At 58.2% G+C, this 19,434-nt stretch carries 17 protein-coding genes; 12 read left to right on the top strand and 5 right to left on the bottom strand.

Annotation, left to right across the window (positions count from 1 at the left end):
• Positions 1 to 891 carry a LysR family transcriptional regulator ArgP gene (locus ACR0AA_RS04110; RefSeq protein ID WP_480755497.1) on the bottom strand — a complete coding sequence of 297 codons (891 nt, stop codon included), beginning with the start codon at positions 889 to 891 and terminating at the stop codon, positions 1 to 3.
• Between the two features lie 86 nt (positions 892 to 977).
• Here ACR0AA_RS04110 and ACR0AA_RS04105 point away from each other — a divergent pair, with 86 nt between their 5' ends.
• The 6 genes from ACR0AA_RS04105 to ACR0AA_RS04080 all read left to right on the top strand — a co-directional run bounded on the left by ACR0AA_RS04105 (position 978) and on the right by ACR0AA_RS04080 (position 6,755).
• Positions 978 to 1,577 (top strand): LysE/ArgO family amino acid transporter, encoded by a 600-nt coding sequence (locus ACR0AA_RS04105; protein ID WP_480755496.1) that lies wholly within the window; start codon positions 978 to 980, stop codon positions 1,575 to 1,577.
• A gap of 40 nt (positions 1,578 to 1,617) precedes the next feature.
• A complete protein-coding gene (locus ACR0AA_RS04100) occupies positions 1,618 to 2,526 on the top strand; it encodes a DMT family transporter (protein WP_480755495.1) in 909 nt (302 codons plus the stop codon).
• An 88-nt stretch (positions 2,527 to 2,614) separates the two neighbouring features.
• Positions 2,615 to 3,187 (top strand): choline-binding transcriptional repressor BetI, encoded by a 573-nt coding sequence (gene betI / locus ACR0AA_RS04095; protein WP_480662463.1) that lies wholly within the window; start codon positions 2,615 to 2,617, stop codon positions 3,185 to 3,187.
• Positions 3,184 to 4,692 carry a choline-sulfatase gene (gene betC, locus ACR0AA_RS04090; RefSeq protein WP_480662465.1) on the top strand — a complete coding sequence of 503 codons (1,509 nt, stop codon included), beginning with the start codon at positions 3,184 to 3,186 and terminating at the stop codon, positions 4,690 to 4,692. The genes betI and betC overlap by 4 nt, the downstream gene beginning before the upstream one ends.
• A gap of 73 nt (positions 4,693 to 4,765) precedes the next feature.
• Positions 4,766 to 6,424 (top strand): choline dehydrogenase, encoded by a 1,659-nt coding sequence (gene betA, locus ACR0AA_RS04085; RefSeq protein WP_480755494.1) that lies wholly within the window; start codon positions 4,766 to 4,768, stop codon positions 6,422 to 6,424.
• A 91-nt stretch (positions 6,425 to 6,515) separates the two neighbouring features.
• Positions 6,516 to 6,755 carry an HP1242/YdcH family protein gene (locus tag ACR0AA_RS04080; RefSeq protein ID WP_239337210.1) on the top strand — a complete coding sequence of 80 codons (240 nt, stop codon included), beginning with the start codon at positions 6,516 to 6,518 and terminating at the stop codon, positions 6,753 to 6,755.
• A gap of 72 nt (positions 6,756 to 6,827) precedes the next feature.
• Here the strand turns inward: ACR0AA_RS04080 and ACR0AA_RS04075 are convergent, their stop codons facing one another.
• Entirely contained in the window at positions 6,828 to 8,228 is a 1,401-nt protein-coding gene (locus ACR0AA_RS04075) for a helix-turn-helix domain-containing protein (protein WP_480755493.1), read from the bottom strand.
• A 65-nt stretch (positions 8,229 to 8,293) separates the two neighbouring features.
• Positions 8,294 to 9,499 (bottom strand): multidrug effflux MFS transporter, encoded by a 1,206-nt coding sequence (locus tag ACR0AA_RS04070; protein ID WP_480755492.1) that lies wholly within the window; start codon positions 9,497 to 9,499, stop codon positions 8,294 to 8,296.
• Between the two features lie 183 nt (positions 9,500 to 9,682).
• Between ACR0AA_RS04070 and ACR0AA_RS04065 the strand changes: the two genes are divergently transcribed.
• The 3 genes from ACR0AA_RS04065 to ACR0AA_RS04055 all read left to right on the top strand — a co-directional run bounded on the left by ACR0AA_RS04065 (position 9,683) and on the right by ACR0AA_RS04055 (position 12,290).
• Positions 9,683 to 11,215, top strand: coding sequence for an acyl-CoA carboxylase subunit beta (locus ACR0AA_RS04065; RefSeq protein ID WP_480662473.1), 1,533 nt, complete (start codon positions 9,683 to 9,685; stop codon positions 11,213 to 11,215).
• A gap of 99 nt (positions 11,216 to 11,314) precedes the next feature.
• Complete coding sequence (locus ACR0AA_RS04060) at positions 11,315 to 11,800, top strand: DUF6497 family protein (RefSeq protein WP_480662475.1); 486 nt, start codon at positions 11,315 to 11,317, stop codon at positions 11,798 to 11,800.
• Between the two features lie 136 nt (positions 11,801 to 11,936).
• Positions 11,937 to 12,290, top strand: coding sequence for a hypothetical protein (locus tag ACR0AA_RS04055; RefSeq protein ID WP_480662476.1), 354 nt, complete (start codon positions 11,937 to 11,939; stop codon positions 12,288 to 12,290).
• An 86-nt stretch (positions 12,291 to 12,376) separates the two neighbouring features.
• Here the strand turns inward: ACR0AA_RS04055 and ACR0AA_RS04050 are convergent, their stop codons facing one another.
• Positions 12,377 to 13,528, bottom strand: a complete 1,152-nt coding sequence (locus ACR0AA_RS04050; RefSeq protein WP_480755491.1) for a DcaP family trimeric outer membrane transporter — start codon at positions 13,526 to 13,528, stop codon at positions 12,377 to 12,379.
• A gap of 650 nt (positions 13,529 to 14,178) precedes the next feature.
• Here ACR0AA_RS04050 and ACR0AA_RS04045 point away from each other — a divergent pair.
• Complete coding sequence (locus ACR0AA_RS04045; protein WP_480662480.1) at positions 14,179 to 14,382, top strand: hypothetical protein; 204 nt, start codon at positions 14,179 to 14,181, stop codon at positions 14,380 to 14,382.
• A 117-nt stretch (positions 14,383 to 14,499) separates the two neighbouring features.
• Positions 14,500 to 16,545 carry an ATP-binding protein gene (locus tag ACR0AA_RS04040; RefSeq protein WP_480662481.1) on the top strand — a complete coding sequence of 682 codons (2,046 nt, stop codon included), beginning with the start codon at positions 14,500 to 14,502 and terminating at the stop codon, positions 16,543 to 16,545.
• Between the two features lie 76 nt (positions 16,546 to 16,621).
• On the opposite strand, the gene ACR0AA_RS04035 is transcribed toward ACR0AA_RS04040, so the two are convergent.
• Complete coding sequence (locus ACR0AA_RS04035; protein ID WP_480662483.1) at positions 16,622 to 17,068, bottom strand: DUF4174 domain-containing protein; 447 nt, start codon at positions 17,066 to 17,068, stop codon at positions 16,622 to 16,624.
• Positions 17,069 to 17,236: 168 nt separating this feature from the next.
• On the opposite strand from ACR0AA_RS04035, the gene scpA reads away from it, so the two are divergent.
• The gene (gene scpA, locus ACR0AA_RS04030; RefSeq protein WP_480662485.1) at positions 17,237 to 19,363 is read left to right on the top strand and encodes a methylmalonyl-CoA mutase; all 2,127 of its coding nucleotides are present in this window, start codon (positions 17,237 to 17,239) and stop codon (positions 19,361 to 19,363) included.
• Positions 19,364 to 19,434 lie beyond the last annotated feature (71 nt).

Genomic DNA, 19,434 nt, shown 5'->3' with positions numbered 1-19,434 from the left:
TCAGGTGTCGACGGAAAGAAGGGCGATGGCCGCAGTGCGCCTGACCGCGGCGGTCAGGGGGGCAAGTGCTGTGGACAGGACCCGGCCGACCTGCCAGGTCAGTCTGACGTCCAGCGGAGCGTTTGGCAGAACGGGGCATAAGCGGCCGTCCTCCAAAGCTTCCTGCGCAAGGCCGACAGGGTTCATGCCCCATCCCAATCCGGCAATGGCTGCCTCTACAAATCCCTGCGAAGAGGGCAGAAAATGCGATGGCGGCGATAGGCGCTGACCTGTTTGCCGGGTTATCCACGCTTTTTGCAGACCGTCTTTGTGGTTGAACGTCAGGCAGGGTGCGCGGGATAATGTGTGGGCATTCACGCCCTCAGCGAACCACTTGCGCATGAAGTCCGGGTTGGCCGTGGGAATGTACCGCAAGGCACCAAGGGCGAGGGCGTCAGCGCCGGGGATCGTGTCTCCTCCGACTGTGACGGCGGCGCTGACCTCGCCGCGTCGTAGCCATTCGGCCGAGTGGTCTTGATCGTCGACGACCAGATCGAACAGCAGACCGTCGACCTGCGTTATCGCGTCGATGAACCACGTCGCCAGAACGTCCGCTGGAACCGCGATGCGAACGCGTGCTGGGCCGCTTGTCTGATCCAATGTCAGTTCGCGTGCCAATTCCGCCTCCAGCAGTCCGATATCCGCAGCATGCTGCGCTATGCGCAATCCCATCGGAGTGGCCGTGCAGGGAGTTCCCCGATTAATCAGGCTTGCACCAACGCGGTCTTCAAGCGCTTTGATCCGCTGCGAAATGGCAGATGGTGTCACCGCTAGATCGGATGCGGCTGCGTCAAAGCTGCCATGGCGCAAAATGGCAGACAGTGCAGACAGGTGGTTGGGGTCCAGCAGCATTAGCAGTTCTTAATTCGGATGAACATCTTTAATTTGATAGATGGCCTTCGGGCGCGTAGTCAATGCTTCAGAACGCAGGAGGCTCCATGTTCACATCTCTGATCGCCGGTTTTGCGCTTGGTTTCAGCCTTATCCTCGCCATTGGCGCGCAGAACGCGTTTGTCTTGCGTCAGGGACTGCGGCGTGAGCATGTATTTCCCTTGTGTCTCACCTGTGCGGTATCAGACGCTATTCTGATCGCGGCGGGGGTGGCCGGGTTTGGAACGCTGGCGCATGCGTTGCCGTGGTTCGAGACGGTAATGCGTTATGGCGGCGCGATCTTCCTGACATGGTACGGGCTGCGGAGCCTGAATTCGGCCTGGCGCGGCGGCGCTGCGATGGAAATTGGTGAGGGCAGCCGCACCAACCTGAAACCGGTTCTGCTGACGGTGCTCGCGTTCACCTGGCTCAATCCGCATGTGTATCTGGACACGGTTGTTCTGATTGGGTCGATTTCGGCGCAGTATGATGACCGCATGGCATTTGCTCTGGGCGCCATGACCTCCAGCTTTGTCTTTTTCTTTTCGCTTGGGTACGGGGCTGGCGTCCTTTCGCCGATCTTTGCGCGACCAAGAGCATGGCAAGTGCTGGATATTCTTATCGGTTTGGTCATGCTGGCGATTGCTGCCAAACTTGTGTTGATGTGACGGGTTGCGTCTAGCCGGGTTTCGGTGTTCTACCGTTAACATGACAACTTTAGCCGCCCAACATCGCCCCCTGGCAGGTATGCTCTGGATGTTCACTGCCGGTCTGTCCTTCGTGGTCATGACCGCCTTGGTGAAGTCGCTCGGTTCCACAATGGACCCGATTCAAGCGGCGTTCTTGCGTTTTGCATTCGGATTGGTGTTTCTGTTGCCCGCGTTGCGGTTGGTTCTGGAAACCCGCCTGACGCAAAGGCACATCGTCCTTCTCGGATCGCGAGGGGTCGTCCATGCGTTTGCAGTGATGATGTGGTTTTTCTCGATGACGCAGATCCCGTTGGCCGAGGTCACGGCGATGAACTACATGACGCCTGTCTACGTAACTTTGGGGGCCGCCCTTTTCCTGGGGGAAAGCCTGGCAATTCGCAGGATCGCAGCAATTTGCGTCGCGCTGATTGGCGTTCTGATCATCTTGCGCCCAGGGTTCCGGGAAATCTCGGCCGGCCATATCACGATGTTGTTCACAGCGCTGACTTTGGGTGGATCGTATTTGATCGCCAAAGTCCTTGTTCGCGATCTTCCGCCCTCGGTTGTCGTGGCCCATATGTCCATATGGGTGACGGTGGCGTTGATACCCTTTGCGATTGCCGTTTGGACGCCACCCAGTCTGCGCGACCTTGGCGTGCTGTTTCTGGTCGCCAGCTTTGCCACGGCGGGCCATTATTTCATGACGCTGGCGCTGAAAGCGGCTCCGGTCGCGGTCACGCAGCCCGTAACCTTCTTGCAGCTGATCTGGGCCACATTGCTGGGAGCGATCGTTTTCAACGAACGTGTCGACATTTGGGTTGTTGCAGGGGGCAGTCTGATTCTGTGCGCCGTCAGCTTCATCGCCTGGCGTGAGGCGGTGCTGAACCGTAGCAGCTTGACGACCCCCAGCATCGCACCCAAACTCTAGCTGTTTCCCGTGGCTCAAAACGTTATTGATTGACGAGTCAATAAAAACCCCTTAGCGTTTTCTCAGTATACGTAATGAGGGGATAGCGATGCCGAAACTCGGAATGGAGCCAATCCGTCGTGATGCGATCGTCAAGGCGACGATTGCTGAGCTCGGGTCGAAAAAATCCCTTGATGTAACCGTCAGCCAGATCGCAAAGCGGGCCGGCATGTCCAGCGCGCTGGCGCATCACTACTTCGGTGGTAAAGATCAGATATTCCTGGCCGCCATGCGCCGCATCTTGTCCGATTTTGCCGCCGAAGCCCGCGGTGAACTCAGAAACGCTGCTCCGCAAGAGCGAGCGCAGGCCATTATCCGGGCCTGTTTCGCACCGTCCTGTTTTACACCGGATGTCATTGCGGCGTGGATGACGTTTTACGTGTTGTCGCAGACCAACGATGACGCTTTGCGCTTGTGGCAAATCTATCAGGCGCGCATTCGGTCAAACCTCATCGACGCGTTGCGTCCGCTTCTGAGCGACCCGGTCGAGGCGGCCGAGAACATGATCGCCCTGATCGACGGGCTGTATATCCGCGCCGCACTCAGCGCACCCGAAGAACCGCAACTGGCCGTGAACCACGCGATGCGTGTCCTCAACACTCTGCTCGAGGCTGAAAAATGACAAAACCGAACATTCTGATCCTGATGGTGGATCAGCTTAACGGGACCCTCTTTCCAGACGGTCCCGCTGACTGGCTTCACGCTCCGAACCTGAAAAAGCTGGCCGAGCGGTCAACCCGGTTTGCCAATGCATACACGGCATCGCCCCTTTGCGCGCCGGGGCGGGCTAGCTTCATGTCCGGACAGTTGCCTTCGCGCACGGGTGTGTATGACAACGCCGCCGAATTCCGCAGCGATATCCCAACCTATGCGCACCATCTGCGTCGGGCGGGTTACTACACGTGCCTGTCGGGCAAGATGCATTTCGTCGGCCCCGACCAGTTGCACGGGTTCGAGGATCGTCTAACCACCGACATCTACCCGGCCGATTTCGGCTGGACGCCGGATTATCGCAAGCCCGGCGAGCGGATCGATTGGTGGTATCACAATATGGGCTCGGTCACGGGCGCGGGCGTGGCCGAAATCTCGAACCAGATGGAGTACGACGACGAGGTTGCCTATAACGCCAAGGCCAAGCTTTATGATCTGGCCCGCGGCAAGGATGACCGCCCCTGGTGTGTGACGGTCAGCTTTACCCACCCGCATGACCCCTACGTTGCACGCCGAAAGTACTGGGATCTATACGAAGACTGCGAGTATCTGCAGCCCGAGGTCGCGGACCTTGGCTATGACAATCAGGATCCGCATTCGAAGCGTATCTTTGATGCCAATGACTGGCGCAGTTTCGACATCACCGAAGACGACATCCGCAAATCGCGGCGCGCTTACTTTGCCAACATTTCGTATCTGGACGACAAGATCGGCGAAATACTCGAAGTGCTGGAAACCACGCGGCAAGAGGCGATCATCATGTTTGTCTCGGACCACGGCGACATGCTGGGCGAACGCGGCCTTTGGTTCAAAATGAACTTCTACGAAGGCTCGGCGCGTGTGCCGCTGATGATCTCGGCCCCGGACATGCCGGCAGGCCGTATAGACACGCCGGTTTCGACAATCGACGTTACGCCAACTCTTGGCGCGTTGGCAGGCGTGGATATGGCCGAAATCGCGCCATGGACCGATGGCGAGGACCTCGTGCCGCTGGCCAATGGCACCGAACGGACAGCGCCGGTGAAGATGGAGTATGCCGCCGAAGCTTCGTACGCACCGCTGGTTTCGCTGCGCTATGGCAAGTGGAAATACAATCGCTGCGAGTTGGATCCGGATCAATTGTATGATCTGGAGGCCGACCCGCATGAGTTGGAAAACCTGGCCGAGAAACCAGAACACGCAGGCACACTCGAGACCTTGCGCGCCAAATCTCAGGCGCGTTGGGATCTGGATCAGTTCGATGCGGATGTTCGTGCCAGTCAGGCGCGCCGCTGGGTCGTTTACGAAGCGCTGCGGCAGGGTGGCTATTACCCATGGGACTACCAGCCGCTGCAAAAGGCATCCGAGCGCTACATGCGAAACCACATGGATCTGAATGTCGTAGAGGAAAACGCCCGCTTCCCGCGCGGCGAGTGACCTCTTCACCTTTTTGAAAATACTCCCGCCGAAAGCGCCTCAAATAGGCTCGGCGGGTCATGGAGACCCGAAAATGGAAGCAGATTTCGTCATCGTAGGCGCAGGATCCGCAGGATGCGCGATGGCATATCGACTGAGCGAGGCCGGGGCCTCGGTTCTGGTTATCGAACATGGCGGCACCGATGCCGGCCCGTTTATCCAGATGCCGGCGGCGCTTAGCTATCCGATGAACATGCCGATGTATGACTGGGGCTACCGGTCCGAGCCCGAGCCGCATCTGAACAACCGTCAACTGGCTTGCCCGCGAGGCAAGGTGATTGGCGGATCATCCTCGATCAACGGTATGGTCTATGTCCGTGGTCACGCGCGGGATTTCGACACGTGGGCCGAGATGGGTGCCGATGGCTGGTCCTATGCGGATGTGCTGCCGTACTACAAACGTATGGAGACATGGCATGACGGCGGCCATGGTGGCGATCCGACATGGCGCGGCACCGATGGCCCGCTGCATGTCTCGCGCGGTCCACGTGAAAACCCCTTGTTTCAGGCATTTGTCGACGCAGGCCAGCAGGCTGGTTACGAAGTCACGGGCGACTATAACGGTGAAAAGCAAGAAGGCTTCGGCCCGATGGAGCAAACCGTCTGGAAGGGGCGGCGCTGGTCGGCCGCGAATGCGTACCTGAAGCCTGCGCTCAAGCGTGAGAATTGCGATATCGTCCGCGGGCTGGCCGCTCGGGTCGTTATTGAAAATGGCCGCGCGACCGGGGTTGAGTTGATCCGTGGCGGCAAGAAAGAGGTCATCCGCGCCCGGCGCGAAGTGGTTCTGGCGGCGTCTTCAATCAACTCGCCCAAACTACTGATGTTGTCGGGCATAGGTTCCGCAGCCCATCTTGCCGAGCACGGGATCGAAGTTGTTGCCGACCGCCCGGGCGTGGGGGCGAACCTGCAGGACCATCTTGAGCTGTACATCCAGCAGGCGTCCCTGCAGCCCATAACGCTGTACAAACACTGGAACCTGATCAGCAAAGGCCTGATCGGAGCGCAGTGGCTGTTCACGAAGACCGGCCTGGGCGCGTCGAACCAATTCGAAAGCGCGGCTTTCATCCGGTCCAAGCCCGGTGTGGAATACCCGGACATTCAGTATCACTTCCTTCCGATTGCCGTTCGCTATGACGGTCAGGCGGCAGCAGAGGGGCATGGGTTCCAAGCTCATGTCGGGCCGATGCGCTCGCCTTCTCGCGGTGCCGTTACCCTTCGCTCCGCGAAAGTCGAAGACGCGCCGGTGATCAAGTTCAACTACATGAGTCATGAAGAGGATTGGGAGGATTTCCGCACCTGTATTCGCCTGACTCGCGAAATCTTCGGGCAAGACGCCTTCAAACCCTACTCTGGTAAAGAGATCCAGCCGGGTTCGGATGTGCAGTCGGACGAAGAGTTGAACGCATTCATCGCTGAGCATGCGGAAAGTGCATATCACCCTTGCGGAACCTGCCGTATGGGCCGCGCCGACGACAAAAACGCTGTGGTCGATCCTCAGGGGCGTGTGATCGGAGTGGACGGGCTGCGCGTCGCTGACAGCTCGATCTTCCCGCAAATCACCAATGGCAATCTGAACGCCCCGTCGATCATGGTGGGCGAGAAGATGTCGGACCATCTGTTGGGCAAGGATGCATTGCCTGCCGCCAATGACCGGCCGTGGATTAATCCGCAATGGGCAGTTGCACAGCGGTGATTATGGGCATGAATTGATCCGCGTCAAAGCTGGGCGGAGCTGGGGCAAATAGACTTGAATCGTACCAACATATTTTCAGGAGCGAACAGGAATGTCCCACACCCCGCATGAACTGGCCGAAGAGTTTCCGGACAAGGTTGAGTTGATGAGCCAACTCAAGCAATCGGATGCGCATTTCGCACGGCTGGCGGATGAATATCATGAGGTGAATCGCGAAGTTCATCGGGCCGAAACCAATGTCGAACCGATGGATGATCTCGCAGAAACGGACCTGCGCAAAAAACGCGCGGCGCTCAAGGACGAGATCTGGGCGATTTTGTCTAAGGCTTGAGATGGGGCGGGGGCTCTGCCCCCGTCGCGGCAAGCCGCGCCTCGCCCGAGGTATTTTCAGGCCAGGTGAAGATCAGGTCACTTCGTAGGGCAGGGTGCCCCGGGTATGGGCGTTGATTGTTAGACGCCGTTCCAATGGCGGAACCGAGCGTTGGTGGCAATTCTGCCGCTCGCAGATGCGGCAGGATATACCAATCGGCTCATAAGCACTGGCGTTGTTGAAATCGAGATTGTCGGCGTAAACCAGCGCCTCGGCGTGGCGCACTTCGCACCCAAGTGCAATGGCATAACGACGCACTGGTGCACCGAACGAGCCGCCGGACTTTGACACATCCCGCGCAAGCGAAATGTATTGCACTCCGTCAGGTGTTTCTGCCAGTTGCCGCAGGAAATGGCCGGGTGTTTCAAAGGCGCGATGGACGTTCCACAGAGGGCAGGCGCCTCCGAACCGGGCAAATTGCAGCCGTGTAGCCGAGTGTCTTTTGGTGATGGTCCCGGCCTGATCCACACGCACGAAGAAAAAGGGAATGCCCTTTGCCCCGGGGCGTTGCAGCGTCGACAACCGGTGAGCGACCTGTTCGATTGACGCGCCAAAACGGTTGCTGAGCAGCTCCAGATCGTGGCGATATTCCTGTGCTGCGGCCAGGAACTCGGCATAGGGCATCAGCGACGCCCCTGCGAAGTAGTTTGCAAGCCCGATCTTGGCAATCGCGCGTGCCTCGTCGCTTTGAAACTTGGCAAAGTCCAGTGTCGCCTCAAGCAACTTGTCCTGACTGATCAGGGCGATCTGCAGCAATAACTGAAAAACCTGGGTCTGCGGAGCGATCCGAGAGGAAAGCAGCAGTGTCTTGCCGTCGGGATCGTAAATCCTGGTTTCTTCGATATCCCGAAACTGTACCCTGATACCGCGCTCGGAAAGGCTGTCCAGGGCGGCTGTGCGAATGCCGCCGGCATCCTGGGCGCGGCTCGCAAATCGCTCGGCCGCGCGATCCACCGCATCGATGTAGTTGTCGCAGTAATGGAAAAAGTCCCGTACTTCTTCCCACGGGCTGGCCTGGATCTGTGCGTCTTCGCGCCCCAACGCCTCGTCCAGCGAAGCCAGCCGCTCGTGCGTCTGGCGGTAGGTTCTGTGTAGCGCGATGAAAGCCCGTGCCAGCGCTGGCGCGTTCGAGGCCGTCAGGCGCAGATCGGCAAGTGGTGGGATGGCATCGTCAAAGACCGGATCCGCCAGCGCTTCGCGCATGTCCGAGACCAGCCTCTCACTATCACCGGTGCTCAGCTCGGTCACGTCCATGCCGAATTCCTGAGCTAGTGCCAGAACAACTGTGGTCGAGATCGGCCGGTTGTTGTTCTCCATCTGGTTTAGATAGGGCAGTGATACGCCCAGTTTGGCGGCAAATTCTTTTTGGGTCAGCGTCAGGCGCGTGCGCATTTCGCGCAGTTTTGCGCCAGCATAGAGTTTTTGGGTTGCCATAGCGGGCCTTTGCAACTTTTCTATTTCGGTAAGCTAACTTTGCAAACCGCCATAGGCAAGCCGTGTCAAAGGCCCAATTGCCGCTCGCGCCGAATAACAGACAAAATCGCGCAGACGGCCAGAACTGAGGTCGCCATCATCAGCCACAGCAAGGGCATCGCTCCGGTCTCGTGGGTCAGTAACGTTCCGGCGAGGGCGCTTAGTCCTGCGCCGCCGCCCAGCATGATCGCGCCGCTCAGTCCGGATGCAGTGGCGGCCAGATGTGGTCGAACCGACAGGGCTCCGGACGTGGCGTTGGGTATCGTCATCCCGTTTCCAATGCCGACAAAGGTCATAAAGCCGAAAAAGCTGAGTGCTGTTCCGAATCCTGCCAGGAACAATACGGCTGACAGTGCGACGCCCGCCGCATTCATCCAGCATCCCCACAGCACCATCCGGTTGACGCCGAAACGCACAGAGTAGCGACCACTGAAGAAATTCCCGAAAAAGTATCCGACTGCGGGCGCGCCAAAGTAGATGCCGACCTCAGCAGCGCTGAGGCCGAACAGTTCGGTGCCTATGAATGGAGCCCCGCCCAAATACGCAAAGAAGGCACCGGACGACAACGCCGAAGACAGCGAATACCCCCAAAACCGTGGTGACCCAAGTAGTTCGGGGTACTCCCTGAACTGTTGCATCAGTGTTTTGCCGCTTTTGGCCGAGGTCTCGCCAAAATCTGAATAGGTCAGCAACAATGTCAGTGCGCCAAGGATGAACGGCAGCCAGAAATTGGCTTTCCACCCGAAGCTTTCTTCGAGCAAGCCGCCGATTGCAGGGCCGATCATAGGGACAATGGCCATGCCCATGGTTACATAACCGATCATCGAGGCCGCCTGATCCTGATCGTAGAGGTCCCGCACGGCCGCGCGACTTAGGACCATCCCAACAACGACGATTGCCTGGCACATTCTGAAAACCAGAAAAATTTCGACGTTGGGGGCATAGATGCAACCCAGCGTGGCCAGCAGAAACAGGGCCAGCCCCCAAAGTAGCACGGGGCGACGCCCCGCCTTGTCCGCAATTGGGCCGATAAGAATCTGGAGCACAGCGTTCACCAGCAGATACAAGGCGATCGACAGTTGCATGACCTTGTAGTCGGCCTCAAAGTGGAGGGCCATGTTGGGAAGGCTGGGTAGAAAGAGATTGAGGCTGAGCGCGGACAATCCCGACAGCAAAACAAGCGTAGTAATAGTTGGTGGCGAGCGATGCGCCGACGAAGAACTAAACTGCATGGTTCACGTGTATAGTGACCGCGCCAGGGAATGCCATCCATCTTAGGCATCAGCAGCAAAAATTTGCCACTTTACAATATGCAATTCATGAGTTGACAAAGATTTGCAAATTTGCCGAAAGGTGCTTTGGTCTGGGTGCCTCAGCGTATAATGTCCCGCCAGATTTTACAGGGGATCATCGTTATGAAAGACATCCTTTCCGAGCTAGAAGACCGCCGCAACGACGCGCGGCTGGGGGGCGGACAAAGGCGCATCGACTCGCAACACGCGCGGGGCAAATTGACTGCACGCGAACGGATCGAACTGCTGGTGGACGAAGGCAGCTTTGAAGAGTTCGACATGTTCGTCAACCATCGGTGCACCGATTTCGGGATGGAAAATCAGAAACCTGCGGGCGACGGAGTTGTCACCGGCTGGGGCACGATCAATGGCCGTATGGTCTATGTGTTCAGCCAGGATTTCACTGTGTTCGGCGGTTCGCTTTCGGAAACGCATGCGCAGAAAATCTGCAAGATCATGGATATGGCGATCCAGAATGGTGCCCCTGTGATTGGCATCAACGACTCGGGCGGGGCGCGAATCCAGGAAGGCGTGGCGTCGCTGGCGGGTTATGCCGAAGTGTTCCAACGCAATATCATGGCATCGGGCGTGGTTCCGCAGATCAGCGTGATTATGGGCCCCTGTGCTGGCGGCGCGGTTTACAGCCCTGCGATGACCGACTTTATCTTCATGGTCAAAGACACGTCCTACATGTTCGTGACTGGCCCCGATGTGGTTAAGACCGTCACCAACGAGGTTGTCACCGCCGAAGAGCTGGGCGGCGCATCGACCCACACCAAAAAGTCTTCGGTCGCCGATGGCGCATTTGAAAATGACGTCGAAGCGTTGGCAGAAGTGCGTCGTCTTGTTGATTTCCTGCCGCTCAACAACCGTGAGAAACCTCCGGTGCGTCCGTTCTTTGATGAGCCCGACCGGATCGAAACCTCGCTGGATACGCTGATTCCCGACAACCCGAACACGCCCTACGACATGAAGGAGCTCATCACCAAGGTGGCGGATGAGGGCGACTTCTACGAGATTCAGGAAGACTACGCCAAGAACATCATCACAGGGTTCATCCGGCTTGAGGGGCAGACAGTAGGCGTTGTGGCAAACCAGCCGATGGTTCTGGCCGGTTGTCTGGACATCGACAGCTCTCGCAAAGCGGCGCGCTTCGTGCGCTTTTGCGACTGTTTCGAAATCCCGATCCTGACATTGGTGGATGTGCCGGGCTTCCTGCCGGGGACATCGCAGGAATACGGCGGAGTTATTAAACACGGCGCCAAACTATTGTTTGCATATGGCGAAGCGACGGTTCCAAAAGTCACTGTCATCACCCGCAAGGCTTATGGTGGTGCATATGATGTTATGGCGTCGAAGCACCTGCGCGGCGATTTCAACTATGCTTGGCCCACGGCCGAGATCGCCGTGATGGGCGCGAAAGGCGCGACCGAGATCATCCACCGTGCCGACCTTGGCGATGCCGAGAAGATCGCAAAGCACACTCAGGATTACGAGGACCGGTTTGCGAACCCGTTCGTCGCAGCCGAGCGTGGCTTTATCGATGAGGTGATCATGCCGCAATCGACCCGCCGTCGTGTATCCCGGGCTTTTGCCAGCTTGCGCAACAAGCAGCTGAAGAACCCGTGGAAAAAGCACGACAACATTCCGCTTTAAGGGCACACGCCGATTGATCTGCCCGGCCGGGGCGTCTTGGAACAACGGTCAGGGCAGATTGATTGGGGAAAAAATTGACTTTGAGGCCACAACTGCTAAATGAACTATCTTATAGGACATAGAAAAGCGCGGGCCAAAAGCCATGCGCGCGCGATCCCGGAGAGAGGAGCCTGCCTACGGTGGGTCCGGGATCGCGCCTTTGTTCTTTCCCTGATTGGATGTGTTTCCCCCGTATTGGCAGAAACAGAAAACCTGCTGCCTGTTCCATCTGGCCAACCCGTGCACTTGAGTGACGTTCTGCTGGACAACAACCCCGGTGAGCTGTGGGTTCGGTTTCGGTTTATTGCGCCGAAAATCGGCTCGACGGTTGGCCGGATCGGGTATGACGTTGCCTCGGCCGATATGGAGCATCTGTGTCAAACACTTGCGGTTGCGTACGTGGCAAAGCACGAGCTTGATCCTGCACGCGTGGTCATTTCCCTATCCGACCGACCAATCGAGTTTGGCCGCGCATCCCCCGATGCCACCCAATTTTTTGAAGCCTACCGGCTGGAACAATCCCGGTGTATCTGGGAGGGGCTCTGACCATGAAACTGGTTTTTCATTCTGTCAGAACGTTTCTGAACAGCTACGCGGCTTTGGAGGTGCGCGCCATGACATCATCCTGTGACGGATGTGGATATCCGATCCCTGTAAATCCTGGCAATCGCGAGGTGACGACATGCTGAAACATCGCGGGTTTCCCGGACGCCTGCCGGGCACGGACTTTCAGTTCACCATTCGCCGGGCCAACCCTAAAGGCGTAACGCCACTGACCCGGCGCGACAGGTTCCGCGATCGTAAACCCGCGGACAAGCGGGCGGATGCGGCGTTCATGGAAGCCCTGTGGGCACATTTCGGCGATCAGCCTTTTGAACGCGGCAATCTGGATGCAGGTCGCCTTAGCTGGCTGTTCGAACGCGAGGTCGTGCCGGCCGAAGACCCGTTTGATCCAGCCAGTTATGATGCGCTGCTGGTGATTGATCCGGATGTGGGCCGGGTTTCTTTTCCCGATATTTTCGACGGGGTGCGCTGACCGTGCAATCAGCTGTCGCACATAAAGGTTTGGGGATCTCCCGATCCGGAACCCTGCCCACATCGGGGCAGGGCCGGTATGTGCGTTCAGAAATTCAGCTGAGCCGCAAACTGCACCCGGTTTCCGTCAAATGTTCGTCCGGTCGGGGCGTCGTTCCGCTCGCCAAAGAAGTACTCGGCGCTGAGCGTCAGATTGTCGGTGGCCTGATAAAAGGCGTTCACGTGGACCGTCTCAACTTCGGTAAAGGACAATGTTCCGGTCGAGGTCGGCAGGTCGTAATCCTCTTCTCCGTAGGCAATGCCGACATTCCATTTCTGGCCGATGTCCTGACGGAATTCCACAGTGAAGCCGTCGACGTCATTGGCCTGACCGTTGACGATAGCGTCACCTGCAGCGATCAGGTATGGCCCCAAAGCCTCACCGTCGACATAGTTGACCTGGAACAGGCCACCGTCCCAGGGCCGGATACCAGCCGAGACAGTGAAGCCGGTCTGGTCCACTTCAACATCCCCGGATTGCGCCTTGCCATACAGAGCCGAAGCCCGGGCGATATACTTGCCATCGTTGAATTCGATGGCCCCGGTCAGGACCGGATCGTTCGAGTCAGAACCGCCAACGTTTTCCTCGATCGAAAGTGCAAACGTGGTGTTCGAACCGATCGTGTTGGTGTAGCGCACCTGCGGAACGCGGGCGAAGGGGATACCGACAGGACCGTTGAATTCGACGGTCGTCGGGTAGGTGTCCAGCGGCTGGAAGTTGGTCCAATACTGACCGATCAACCAGTTGTCGCCGATGCGGATGTTGGCGTGTCGCAGGCGGAACTCGGCGGCACCGCCCGAGGCGAACAAGTCGACCTCCAACTGACCAGAGATATCTCCGATGGCAGAAGGTGTGCTGGTGAGAAGCCCGATGCGCGACTGACGCACAGTAGCACCAAAGGTGCCGCTTGTCGCATTGGCGGGTTCCCCAATTCTGGTTGCGTCGGCGAGATCCCCAAGCTCGAAATCAAAATCATAGAAAAAGTCGGCCTTAACATACCCGTAGACATCGAGGGTGGTGTTTCCGATTCGAAGGTCACCGGTTCCGGCCCCCGGTTTTTCGGCTTCCAAAGCTTCGACACGGGCGCGCAAGGCGTCGAGCTCGGCTTGAGTTTGCGCGTCCTGAGCGAAAGCGGTGGTTCCGGTCAGGCCAAGCGCGGAAACGGCAAGCAAATGTGCCGTTTTTCTCTTTGTAATCATGTGGATGTTTCCTTGTGTGCGAGTGTGCAGGAGCACCGTTTCACGCAAGGGAATTTGAGGGAAATCACGAGGACGGGACGGGCGCGCCCGAAAATCTCAAGAAGTTTTGCAGAAATCAGAGGCTCACATCACCGTCCAGTGAAACGGCATTTTAATCGCATGAAGCAGCAGGGTTTTTTGCCGCTCTTTGCGCCCGCAGAATGTGATGTGGCAGGCGCAGAAAGCCCGGCATCGAAGTCGATTTGTAACAGTAATGTGACGGGGTTATCGGCGAATGTTCATGAATATTCGTCGACCCTGATCGGCGCAAATCTGCGCGACATTTTACGGGATGGGCAGATTCCAGCCGGAAAGATCGCAGGCTGTGAATCCTGGTTTGCAGCCGCAACCACACCGTGCATGGTGATTGGGCCGTGCGGCTCTACTTTGCCTGCGTCGCACATGCACCTACTATTCCGTACCCCTTCCTTCCGCGGGCAGGCTTGTGATTTTCGCAAAGTCCTGTCCGCGTTTTTCTTTGCGCACGTTTCAGACATAAAGCGGCACAATCTTGCGCAAAAAATCGATCAGGTCTGCCTGTTATTGAATAACACGGCGAGAATCCGACATCTGCCCCTGAACGCATCAAGAATCCAAAAGGGGCAGATATCATGCGAATCTCGAAATTCTTCCTTGCAGTGGCGACCTGTGCGGGCCTTGCCGCCTGTGGTGACTCCACTGGCGAACAGGCACTGCTGGGCGGCGGCGCAGGAGCGGTGGGCGCAGCCGTTCTCAACTCCGACCCGCTCTTTGGAGCGGTGGTCGGCGCAGCGGGCAACGTCTTGTATTGCAAGACGCAGAACAACTGTAGGTAACACCAGGTTTTTCGGGGCGCGCTTCGCCCCGACCGTCATCGCGCGAAACGCCGTCGTGGAGAACGCTCTCTGCGGCGGCGTTTTGCGTTTTCAGAACACCAAGACAAAGGACGTTCCATGTTCAACAAGATCCTGATCGCCAATCGGGGCGAAATCGCCTGCCGGGTCATCAAGACCGCCCGCAAGATGGGTATCGGCACCGTCGCCATTTATTCGGACGCGGACAAGAACGCGTTGCATGTGTCCATGGCGGACGAGGCCGTTCACATCGGGCCTCCGCCTGCAAATCAGTCCTACATCGTGATCGACAAGGTCATGGATGCCATTCGTCAAAGCGGTGCGCAGGCCGTGCACCCCGGCTATGGCTTCCTGTCTGAAAACTCGAAATTCGCCGAGGCTCTGGACGCCGAAGGTGTTGCCTTCGTGGGTCCGCCGGTTGGGGCGATTGAAAGCATGGGTGACAAGATCACCTCGAAAAAAATCGCGCAGGAGGCGGGTGTTTCGACCGTTCCCGGATACATGGGTCTGATCGAGGACGCAGACGAGGCTGTCAGGATTTCCAATGAGATCGGCTATCCGGTCATGATCAAGGCCAGCGCCGGTGGCGGGGGTAAAGGCATGCGGATCGCGTGGAACGATGAAGAAGCGCGCGAAGGGTTCCAGTCGTCCAAGAACGAAGCAGCGAACTCCTTTGGCGATGACCGGATCTTTATCGAGAAATTCGTGACTCAGCCGCGCCACATCGAAATTCAGGTTCTGTGCGACAGTCATGGCAACGGCATCTATCTGGGCGAGCGTGAATGTTCGATCCAGCGTCGGAACCAGAAGGTTGTAGAAGAGGCGCCGTCGCCATTCCTCGACCCGGAAACCCGCAAAGCGATGGGTGAACAGGCAGTGGCCCTGGCCAAGGCCGTGAACTACGCCAGCGCGGGTACTGTGGAGTTTATCGTCGATGGCGAAAAGAACTTCTACTTCCTCGAGATGAACACGCGTCTGCAGGTGGAGCACCCGGTGACGGAGCTGATTACCGGCGTCGATCTGGTTGAACAGATGATCCGAGTGGCTGCCGGTGAAGAACTGACGATCTCGCAGGACGACGTGACGCTGACCGGCTGGGCCATCGAAAACCGCCTTTACGCGGAAGATCCCTATCGCAACTTCCTGCCGTCGATCGGTCGTCTGACCCGTTATCGCCCACCGCAGGAAGTCGCCGCCGGTCCGCTGCTGGTGAATGGCAAATGGCAAGGTGAGGCGCCCGAGGGCGAACACGCGGTGCGCAACGACACCGGCGTCTACGAAGGCGGCGAGATCAGCATGTACTATGACCCGATGATCGCCAAGCTGTGCACATGGGCTCCGACCCGTGAGCAAGCGATAGAAGCCATGCGCGTAGCGCTGGACAGTTTTGAGGTCGAGGGCATTGGGCACAACCTGCCGTTCCTGTCCGCAGTGATGGATCACCCGAAGTTCGTCAGCGGCGACATGACCACGGCCTTCATTGCCGAGGAATACCCGGACGGATTCGACGGTGTCACTTTGCCTGAGGCTGACCTGCGCCGGATCGCAGCGTCCTGTGCCGCAATGCACCGTGTTGCCGAAATCCGCCGGACCCGTGTTTCGGGTCGCATGGACAACCACGAACGCAAAGTTGGCAAACGCTGGGTTGTAACGCTGCAGGGTGAGGATTTCGCGGTTCAGGTCAACGCCGACAGAGAGGGTGCAACCGTCAAATTCGAAGACGGTGTAACTCTGCGAGTTGCTTCTGACTGGACACCCGGTGATCAATTGGCCGTGCTGGATGTCGATGGCAGCCCGCTGGTTCTGAAGGTTGGCAAGGTCTCGGGCGGGTTCCGTATCCGCAACCGGGGCGCGGATATGAAGGTGCATGTGCGCCGTCCGCGTCAGGCGGAACTGGCCAAACTGATGCCCGAAAAGCTGCCGCCGGATACTTCGAAAATGCTGCTGTGCCCGATGCCCGGTCTGATCGTGAAGATCGACGTCGAAGTCGGACAGGAAGTGCAGGAGGGGCAGGCGCTCTGCACTGTCGAGGCGATGAAGATGGAAAACATCCTTCGCGCCGAGAAGAAGGGTGTTGTGGCCAAGGTAAACGCAGGTCCCGGCGACAGCCTCGCCGTGGACGACGTGATCATCGAGTTTGAGTGATCATGAACCCGTTTTCGCCATATACCCAAAGCTTCCCGGCGTTCTGCGCCGAGGGGCTTGGGCGTGGCGAAGGCGTTCAGCCGCCTTCTCGCCGTTCGCGAATTTCGCGCTCACGCAGGGGCGTCTTGTCGATGGAACGGCCGATCTCGCGCACGCTCCACGGGGACGGCTTGCGCAGTTTGACCACGCCATCCTTGTCGACGAACACCATCTGGAACCCACGTGGACGCAGCTGTGACCGGATCGGAGAACGGGCCGATGGGTCGGTGTCGGTCAGTACAACGACATCCCGATCGCGCATGGCTTCTTCGCCTTCCAGCAGCATATCGATCTGTTGCTGGAACCTCGGGTCTGCAGGGGTGTCGGCAAAAACGACGATGGGTCGGTTGATCCACAAGTATTCGCTCAGCTCGATGTCACCAGCGGGGCGGACGAATTCTTCACCAGTGGGCGCAGCCCCATCTGCCGCCAAAGCGGACAGCGGGAATAGTGCCGAGAAAACAAGGGCAAGCGTTCGAGTCATAGGGCCTCCTGTTCGTTTGAATATAGCCCCTGCGACGGTGAATGCGACCGGCGAAATGCATAAGGCGCACAAATTTGTGCGCGCACCCTCGCCGAAACGGGTGGCTCAGGACATCACAACGCGCGGGCTGCGGCCCGGCGCGAACCGAATTGAGAAAAGGAAATCGCAATGACCGATACGAAAGACTGGCAAGCGCTGGCCGAGAAAGAGCTGCGCGGTCGCCCGTTGGACGACCTGACCAAAGAGACGCTGGAAGGCATCGACGTTAAACCGCTCTATACGCAGGAAGACACGGCTGAACTGCCACATATGGGGTCGCTGCCGGGGTTCGGTCCGTTCACGCGTGGGGTGAAGGCAACCATGTATGCCGGTCGTCCCTGGACCATTCGGCAATATGCCGGTTTCTCAACCGCCGAGGAATCGAACGCCTTCTATCGCCGAAACCTGGCGGCAGGCCAGCAAGGTGTCTCGGTTGCTTTCGATCTGGCGACGCACCGCGGCTACGACAGCGATCACCCGCGCGTGGTTGGTGACGTGGGCAAGGCTGGCGTGGCCATCGACAGTGTCGAGGACATGAAGATCCTGTTCGACGGCATTCCGCTGGACAAAGTATCGGTCTCGATGACGATGAACGGTGCGGTGATTCCGATTCTGGCAAGTTTCATCGTTGCGGGCGAAGAGCAGGGGCACGACAAATCCGTTCTGTCCGGCACCATTCAGAATGATATTCTGAAAGAATTCATGGTGCGCAATACCTATATCTACCCGCCTGAGCCGTCGATGAAGATCATCTCGGACATCATTGAATTCACCTCGAACGAGATGCCGAAATTCAACTCGATCTCGATCTCGGGCTATCACATGCAAGAGGCCGGGGCGAACCTTGTGCAGGAGCTGGCCTATACATTGGCCGACGGGCGCGAATATGTGCGTGCCGCGACGCAGGCCGGGATGGACGTCGACAAGTTCGCGGGCCGTCTGTCGTTCTTCTTTGCCATCGGCATGAACTTCTTCATGGAGATCGCCAAGCTGCGCGCCGCACGCACGCTGTGGCATCGGGTGATGACTGACTTTGGTGCAAAATCCGAACGTTCCAAAATGCTGCGGACTCACTGCCAGACGTCGGGCGTGTCGCTGCAGGAACAGGACCCCTATAACAACGTAATCCGCACCGCCTATGAGGCGATGAGCGCTGTTTTGGGCGGTACGCAGTCGCTGCACACCAACGCGCTGGACGAAGCGATTGCGCTGCCCACCGATTTTTCTGCCCGTATTGCGCGGAACACGCAATTAGTGCTGCAAGAGGAAACTGGAGTGACCGATGTGGTCGATCCGTTGGCGGGGTCGTACTATGTTGAAAGCCTGACCAACGATTTGATCGAAAAGGCCTGGGCCTTGATGGAAGAGGTCGAGGAGATGGGCGGTATGACCAAGGCCGTCGCCTCGGGCATGCCCAAGCTGCGCATTGAAGAAAGCGCCGCTCGTCGTCAGGCGATGATCGATCGGGGCGACGAAGTGATCGTCGGCGTCAACAAGTACCGCAAGGAACAGGAAGACCCGATCGACATTCTGGACGTCGACAACGTAGCCGTGCGCGAAGCTCAGGTCGCGCGGTTGGAACGTATCCGCGCAACGCGGGACGAAGCAGCCTGCCAACAGGCATTGGACGCTCTGACCACCACTGCCCGCGAGGGTGGAAACCTGCTGGCCGCCGCCGTCGAGGCCGCCCGTGCCCGCGCATCCGTAGGAGAGATCAGCATGGCAATGGAGAAGGAATTCGGCCGTCACCGCGCCGAGGTGAAAACCCTGGCAGGAGTTTATGGTGCGGCCTACGAAGGTGATGAAGGTTTTGCTGCCATTCAGAAATCCATTGAAGAATTCGCCGAGGCCGAAGGCCGTCGCCCCCGCCTGCTGGTGGTCAAGATGGGTCAGGATGGTCACGACCGGGGTGCCAAGGTTATTGCCACAGCCTTTGCCGATATCGGCTTTGACGTGGACGTTGGGCCTCTGTTCCAGACCCCGGCCGAGGCTGCTCAGGACGCGGTGGACAATGACGTTCACGTTATTGGCATCTCGTCTCAGGCGGCAGGGCACAAGACGCTTGCGCCGCAACTGGTCGAGGAGCTGAAGAAGGCTGGTGCCGAGGATATCATCGTGATCTGCGGCGGGGTGATCCCTCAGCAGGATTATCAGTTCCTCTACGACCACGGCGTCAAAGCGATTTTTGGTCCGGGCACCAACATTCCTGAGGCGGCGCAGGACATCCTACGTCTTATCGGCGAAGCCAAGGGCTGACATCGCCCAAGGGTTTTTCGATGAAAAACCTTGTGGTTCCGTGTCTTTGACGAAAACATGCGACCAGATCC

This window comes from Ruegeria sp. CE8 (assembly GCF_056537465.1).
This window is presented reverse-complemented; position numbering and strand designations above follow the sequence as displayed.